This is a genomic window from Kineococcus vitellinus, from assembly GCF_009906315.1.
GTDB lineage: Bacteria > Actinomycetota > Actinomycetes > Actinomycetales > Kineococcaceae > Kineococcus > Kineococcus vitellinus.
In genome coordinates, this window is the sequence record NZ_JAAALL010000298.1 from 1 (window position 1) to 5251 (window position 5251).

A 5251-nucleotide genomic window follows, 5' to 3' on the forward strand; every position below is an offset into this window, starting at 1 on the left:
CGGCTGCCGACTGCCGCGACGCGGCCGCACGTCCCGATCGACGACTCCCCCGCCGGGTGGCTCCGCCCCCGTCGCGCCCCACCCGGGAGCTCGCGCGGGACGGCGACGCCGCCGCCCCTGCACGGGAGACGCATGACCGACTCGAGCACCACCACCACCGAGACCACCACCGAGACCACCACCGAGACCACCGGCGAGACCACCGCTGCCGACGGCGGCGCGGACGCCGGGACGGCTCCCGCCGCGCCCCGCGTGGGCACCTTCGCCGAGCACGGCGTCGAGCCCCGCATCGCCGAGGCCCTCGCGGGCGCCGGCATCACGCACCCCTTCCCCATCCAGGCGATGACGCTGCCGGTGGCGCTGAGCGGCCACGACATCATCGGCCAGGCCAAGACGGGCACCGGCAAGACGCTGGGCTTCGGCGTGCCGCTGCTGCAGCGCACCGCGGTGCCGGGCGAGCCCGCCTACGACGCGCTGCCCGCCCCGGGCAAGCCGCAGGCGCTGGTCGTCGTCCCGACCCGCGAGCTGGCCGTCCAGGTCGCCCAGGACCTCACCACCGCCAGCCGCATCCGCAAGGCGCGCATCCTCACCGTCTACGGCGGCCGCGCCTACGAGCCGCAGATCGACGCGCTCACCAAGGGCGTCGACGTCGTCGTGGGCACCCCGGGGCGCCTGCTCGACCTCGCCCAGCAGCGCCACCTGGACCTCAGCCGCGTCAAGTGCGTCGTCCTCGACGAGGCCGACGAGATGCTGGACCTGGGCTTCCTGCCCGACGTCGAGCGGCTGATGGCGCAGACCGCCCCGGACCGGCAGACGATGCTGTTCTCGGCCACGATGCCCGGTGCCGTCGTGGCGCTGGCCCGCTCGTACATGCGCCAGCCCACGCACATCCGCGCGATCGACCCCACCGACGACGGCGCCACCGTCGCGGCGATCACGCAGTTCGCCTACCGCACCCACGCCATGGACAAGGTCGAGGTGCTCGCCCGGCTGCTGCAGGCGGAGGGCCGCGGCCTGACGATCGTCTTCAGCCGCACCAAGCGCACCGCCGCCTCGGTGGCCGAGCAGCTCACCGAGCGCGGCTTCGCGGCCGCCTCGATCCACGGCGACCTCGGCCAGGGCGCGCGCGAGCAGGCGCTGCGCGCCTTCCGCACCGGCAAGGTCGACGTGCTCGTCGCCACCGACGTCGCCGCCCGCGGCATCGACGTCGAGGACGTCACGCACGTCGTGAACTACCAGTGCCCCGAGGACGAGAAGACCTACCTGCACCGCGTCGGGCGCACCGGCCGCGCCGGCAACACCGGTGTCGCGGTGACCTTCGTGGACTGGGACGAGCTGCCGCGCTGGTCGCTCATCGACAAGGCCCTCGGCCTCGGCTTCGGCGAGCCGGAGGAGACGTACTCGACGTCGCCGAAGCTGTTCGAGGACCTCGGCATCCCCGCCGGCACCACCGGCCGGCTGCCGCGCGCGCACCGCACCCGTGCCGGGCTGCAGGCCGAGGAGGTCGAGGACCTCGGGGAGGTGGGGGCCGCCAAGGGCCGCCGCCCGCGCCGCGGCGGGCAGGGGACCGCGGGTGCCGCGGCGTCCCCGTCCACCGGCACCGGGACCTCCTCCGGGACCTCCTCCGAGGCGGTCTCCGACGGTGGGGACGAGCCCGCTCCGCGCGCCCGCCGATCCCGCCAGCGCCGCCGCACCCGCGGTGGCGTCGAGCTGGCCGCGGGCGGCGAGGGGGCCGCGGGTGCGGACACCAGCGCCGGCACCACCGCCGGCACCACCGCCGCGGACGCCGGGCAGCCGGCCGCCGAGGCCGCCGCTCCCGCCGCTGCCGCGACGGGCTCCGAGCCGACCGCCGAGGCGCCCGGCGAGCCGGGCGGGGCGGAGGCGAGCGGCGGGGCGAGCGGCGAGGTGACCCGTCCCCGCCGCCGCCGCACGCGCACCTGCAGCACCGCCGCCGCCGCCGCCGAGGAGAGCGCGGACTGACGAGCGCGCCGCGCACCCGAGGGGGCGCCGCCCGGGACCACCCGGACGGCGCCCCCCCGCACGTTCCGACGACCCCGCGACCCCGCGAGCCCGCGAGGAGCCCGCGGGCGGACGCGGCGCCGCCGTCGAGCTGCGATCACGGCCGGTCGCGGTCAGGCTGGAGCGGTGGCCAGACCCCCCGTCGACCAGCTCGTCGCGGCCCGCCGACCCGCGCCCGCCGCGGCGAGCGCGTCGGCGCTCCTGCACGGCTCCGCGACGCTGGAGGTGGCTCTGCTGGCGGCCGGTCTCGTCGAGCGGCGGCACCCGCAGCTGGCCACCGCCCTCGCGGGTGACCCGCGCCACCGCCGGCAGCAGGTCGCGGACACCGCGGCGCTGCTGCGCGCGGCCGTCGCCGACCCCTGCCGCGCGCTCGCGCTGGCCGCCCGGGAGCGGGCGCTGGGCGGTGACCTGCACGTGCGTCCCGGCGGCGACCCCGACGTCCTCGCGCTGCGGCACGCGCTGCGCGTGCACCTGGTGCTGAGCACCGCGGCCGCCGCGGGGACCGCGCCGGACCGCCGCGGGGCGGAGCGCTACGTGCGCGAGCAGCAGGCTGCGGGCGTGCTGCTGGGCGCCGAGCCCGACGACCTGGCCGGCGGCCTGGCGGAGCTGGGCGCCGACGTGGCCCGGGTGCGCGCCGCCGTGGAGGCCGCCGGCCTCGCGCCGGCGCTGGACGCCGTGCCCGCCGCGGGCGAGCAGGGCGGCGGGCCGGCCTCGTGGCAGCGGGCCGAGCGCCTGGCGCGGGCCCTCGTGCCGGCCTGGGCCCGCACCGGTCCCGCGCCCGTGTCCGCCGAGGAGCTGGTGCGGGAGCTGCGGGCGCTGGCGGGCGTGCCCGCGCCGGGCTGAACCCCGACGGGCCCTCAGGCGGCGCCGGTGACGAAGGTCCGCACGGCGTCGGCGACCAGCTGCACGGCGATGGCCGACAGCAGCAGACCGGCGACGCGGGTGACGAGCAGGACGCCGGAGTCGCCCAGCAGGCGGTGCACCACCCCGGCGAAGCGCATCGCCAGCCACAGCGTCACGTGCACCGCCACGACCCCGGCGGCGACGGCGACGCGGTCGTCCCAGCCCTCGGCCTGCTGCACGAAGACCATGGTGGCCACGATCGCGCCGGGCCCCGCGAGCAGCGGGGTGCCCAGCGGCACCATCGCCACGTTGACGCCGACGGTGCTCGTCGGCTCGTCGCCCTTGCCGGTGAGCAGCTCCAGGGCGATGAGCAGCAGCAGCAGGCCGCCGGCGGCCTGCAGGGCGGGCAGGCTGATGTGCAGGTAGTCGAGGATGCGCTGGCCGAAGAGGGCGAAGGCGATGATGACGCCGAAGGCGACGAGGACGGCCTGGCGGGCGGCGCGGGAGCGCTCGGCCGCGCTGAAGGTGCCGGTGAGCCCGAGGAAGATCGGCACGGTCCCCAGCGGGTCCATGATGACGAAGAGCGTGACGAAGCTCTCCCCGAACAGCTGCCAGTTCACGCGCCCGCGACCCCGTCGCCTGCCGTGCCGCCCGTGCCGGTCCTGCCGGACCGGTCCGCCGCGGCGTCGATGCGCTGCAGCACCTCGGGGTCGGTGGTGTTCTCCCCCAGGCGGTTGCGCTTGCCCGTCCCGTGGTAGTCGCTGGAGCCGGTGACGAACAGCTCCAGCGCGCCCGCGACCTCGCGCAGGTGGGCGCGCTCGGTCTCGGAGTGGTCGCGGTGGTCCACCTCCAGGCCGGCGAGCCCGGCCTCGACGAGGGCCTCGATGTCGGTGTCGCCGATGCAGCTGCCCCGCTTGGAGGCGGCCGGGTGCGCCAGGACGGGCACCCCGCCGGCGGCCCGCACGCGGCGCACGGCGTCGACGGGGTCGGGCGCGGAGTGCGGGACGAAGTACCTGCTGCGCCCGGACAGCAGCGTGGCGAAGGCCTCGTCGCGGTCGGCCACGACGCCGGCGGCCACGAGGGCGTCGGCGATGTGCGGGCGGCCGATGGTGGCCCCGCCGTGCACGTGCTCGAGCACGTGCTCCCAGCGCAGCCCGGTGTCGGGCGTGAGGCGGTCGACCATCCGGCGGGCGCGGGACTCCCGGGAGGTGCGCGAGTCGGTGAGCATGCGGGTGAGGGCCTCGTGCGCGGGGTCGTGGTGGTAGGAGAGCAGGTGCACGGAGACGCCGCCGCGCAGGCAGCTGATCTCCACTCCGGGGACGACACGGACTCCGAGGCGGTCGCCCGCCGCCAGCGCCTGCGACCAGCCCGCGTGGGTGTCGTGGTCGGTGAGCGCCACGACGTCGAGGCCGGCTTCGACGGCGGAGGCGACGACCTCAGCGGGGGGCTGGGTGCCGTCGGACGCCGTGGAGTGCGTGTGCAGGTCGATGCGCACCCCGAGAGCTTACGGCCGCGCGGGACCGCTCCCGCGCACCCGGCGCTCAGGCCGGGGCCGGCTCGGCCCGCTCGGCCCACCGCAGCCGCGGCGAGAGCGCTCCGCAGGGCACGTCCAGCGCGTGCGCGGGGTCGCGCAGGTCGACCAGCCGCAGGTCGTGGAGCAGGGTGATCCCGGCGGCGGCCGGCCACAGCAGCGCCCACAGCCACACCCCGCCCGCCTCGCCCACGAGGACGGCGCGGTCCTCGCCCGCGGGCACGCTCCACAGCGGCGTCCAGGCGCCGCCGGCGTGCAGGCGCACCGCCGGCGGCCCGGTCACCAGGCCCTCGCCCGGGTCCACGTCATCGCGGCCGGCGAGGTGGGCGCCCAACCCGGTGCCCGGCTGCTCGGCCACCAGCAGCAGGTCGGCCACCCGCGAGCAGCCGGCCGGGCCGTGGTGCGGGCCGCTGACGGCGACGACGACGGCCTGCGCCCCGTGCCGGTCGTCGCGCACGCAGCGGGTGCCGGTGACCAGCCAGTCGTCGGGCAGCGGCCACGGCAGCCAGACCGGGACGTCGGAGTGCCGGGCCACCCAGTCCAGGTGCTCGGCGTCCGCCTGCTGCTCGGGCTGCAGGGGGACCACCTCGCCGTGGACCGCGCAGGTCGCCGAGGAGTGCCAGATGCTGGGTGCCCTCACCGCGTCGTCGCAGCGGGGGCACCGCGCCGTACCGCCCATACCCCACGGTGACCCCGCACCCCGCCCATCGTCAACAGCTGCTCACCCTGGGTCACGGCCCCGGTCACGGCCCGGGTCGCGACCGGCGCACCGGCGGGACAGCGGGTGCGCCGGCGGAGGATGATGCCGGGGTGAACGCGCAGACGACGCAGGCGACGACCGGGGCGACCGGGGCGACC

Annotated in this window: 5 protein-coding genes; 2 read left to right on the forward strand and 3 right to left on the reverse strand. The window is 77.8% G+C overall.

Annotated elements, in window-relative coordinates; all coding sequences use genetic code 11:
* Window positions 1–132 precede the first annotated feature (132 nt).
* Both GTQ99_RS19360 and GTQ99_RS19365 read left to right on the forward strand, forming a co-directional pair.
* A complete protein-coding gene (locus GTQ99_RS19360; RefSeq protein WP_166617345.1) occupies window positions 133–1980 on the forward strand; it encodes a DEAD/DEAH box helicase in 1848 nt (615 codons plus the stop codon).
* Between the two features lie 165 nt (window positions 1981–2145).
* The gene (locus tag GTQ99_RS19365) at window positions 2146–2862 is read left to right on the forward strand and encodes a hypothetical protein (RefSeq protein WP_166617346.1); all 717 of its coding nucleotides are present in this window, start codon (window positions 2146–2148) and stop codon (window positions 2860–2862) included.
* Window positions 2863–2876: 14 nt separating this feature from the next.
* Here GTQ99_RS19365 and GTQ99_RS19370 read toward each other — a convergent pair whose 3' ends face one another.
* From GTQ99_RS19370 to GTQ99_RS19380, 3 genes are read right to left on the reverse strand one after another with little or no spacing between them, the layout of a single operon-like run.
* Window positions 2877–3482 (reverse strand): MarC family protein, encoded by a 606-nt coding sequence (locus GTQ99_RS19370; RefSeq protein WP_166617347.1) that lies wholly within the window; start codon window positions 3480–3482, stop codon window positions 2877–2879.
* A complete protein-coding gene (locus GTQ99_RS19375; protein ID WP_166617348.1) occupies window positions 3479–4357 on the reverse strand; it encodes a PHP domain-containing protein in 879 nt (292 codons plus the stop codon). Before GTQ99_RS19375 ends, GTQ99_RS19370 begins: the two co-directional genes overlap by 4 nt.
* A 46-nt stretch (window positions 4358–4403) precedes the next feature.
* Window positions 4404–5033: a DUF6758 family protein gene (locus GTQ99_RS19380; RefSeq protein WP_205707832.1), complete on the reverse strand. Its 630-nt coding sequence runs from the start codon at window positions 5031–5033 to the stop codon at window positions 4404–4406.
* Window positions 5034–5251: the final 218 nt, after the last annotated feature.

What these genes read in the sequence shown, in the direction of transcription:
- GTQ99_RS19360 (WP_166617345.1), top strand. Translation starts at nt 133, where the DNA reads ATGACCGACTCGAGCACCACCACCACCGAGACCACCACCGAGACCACC.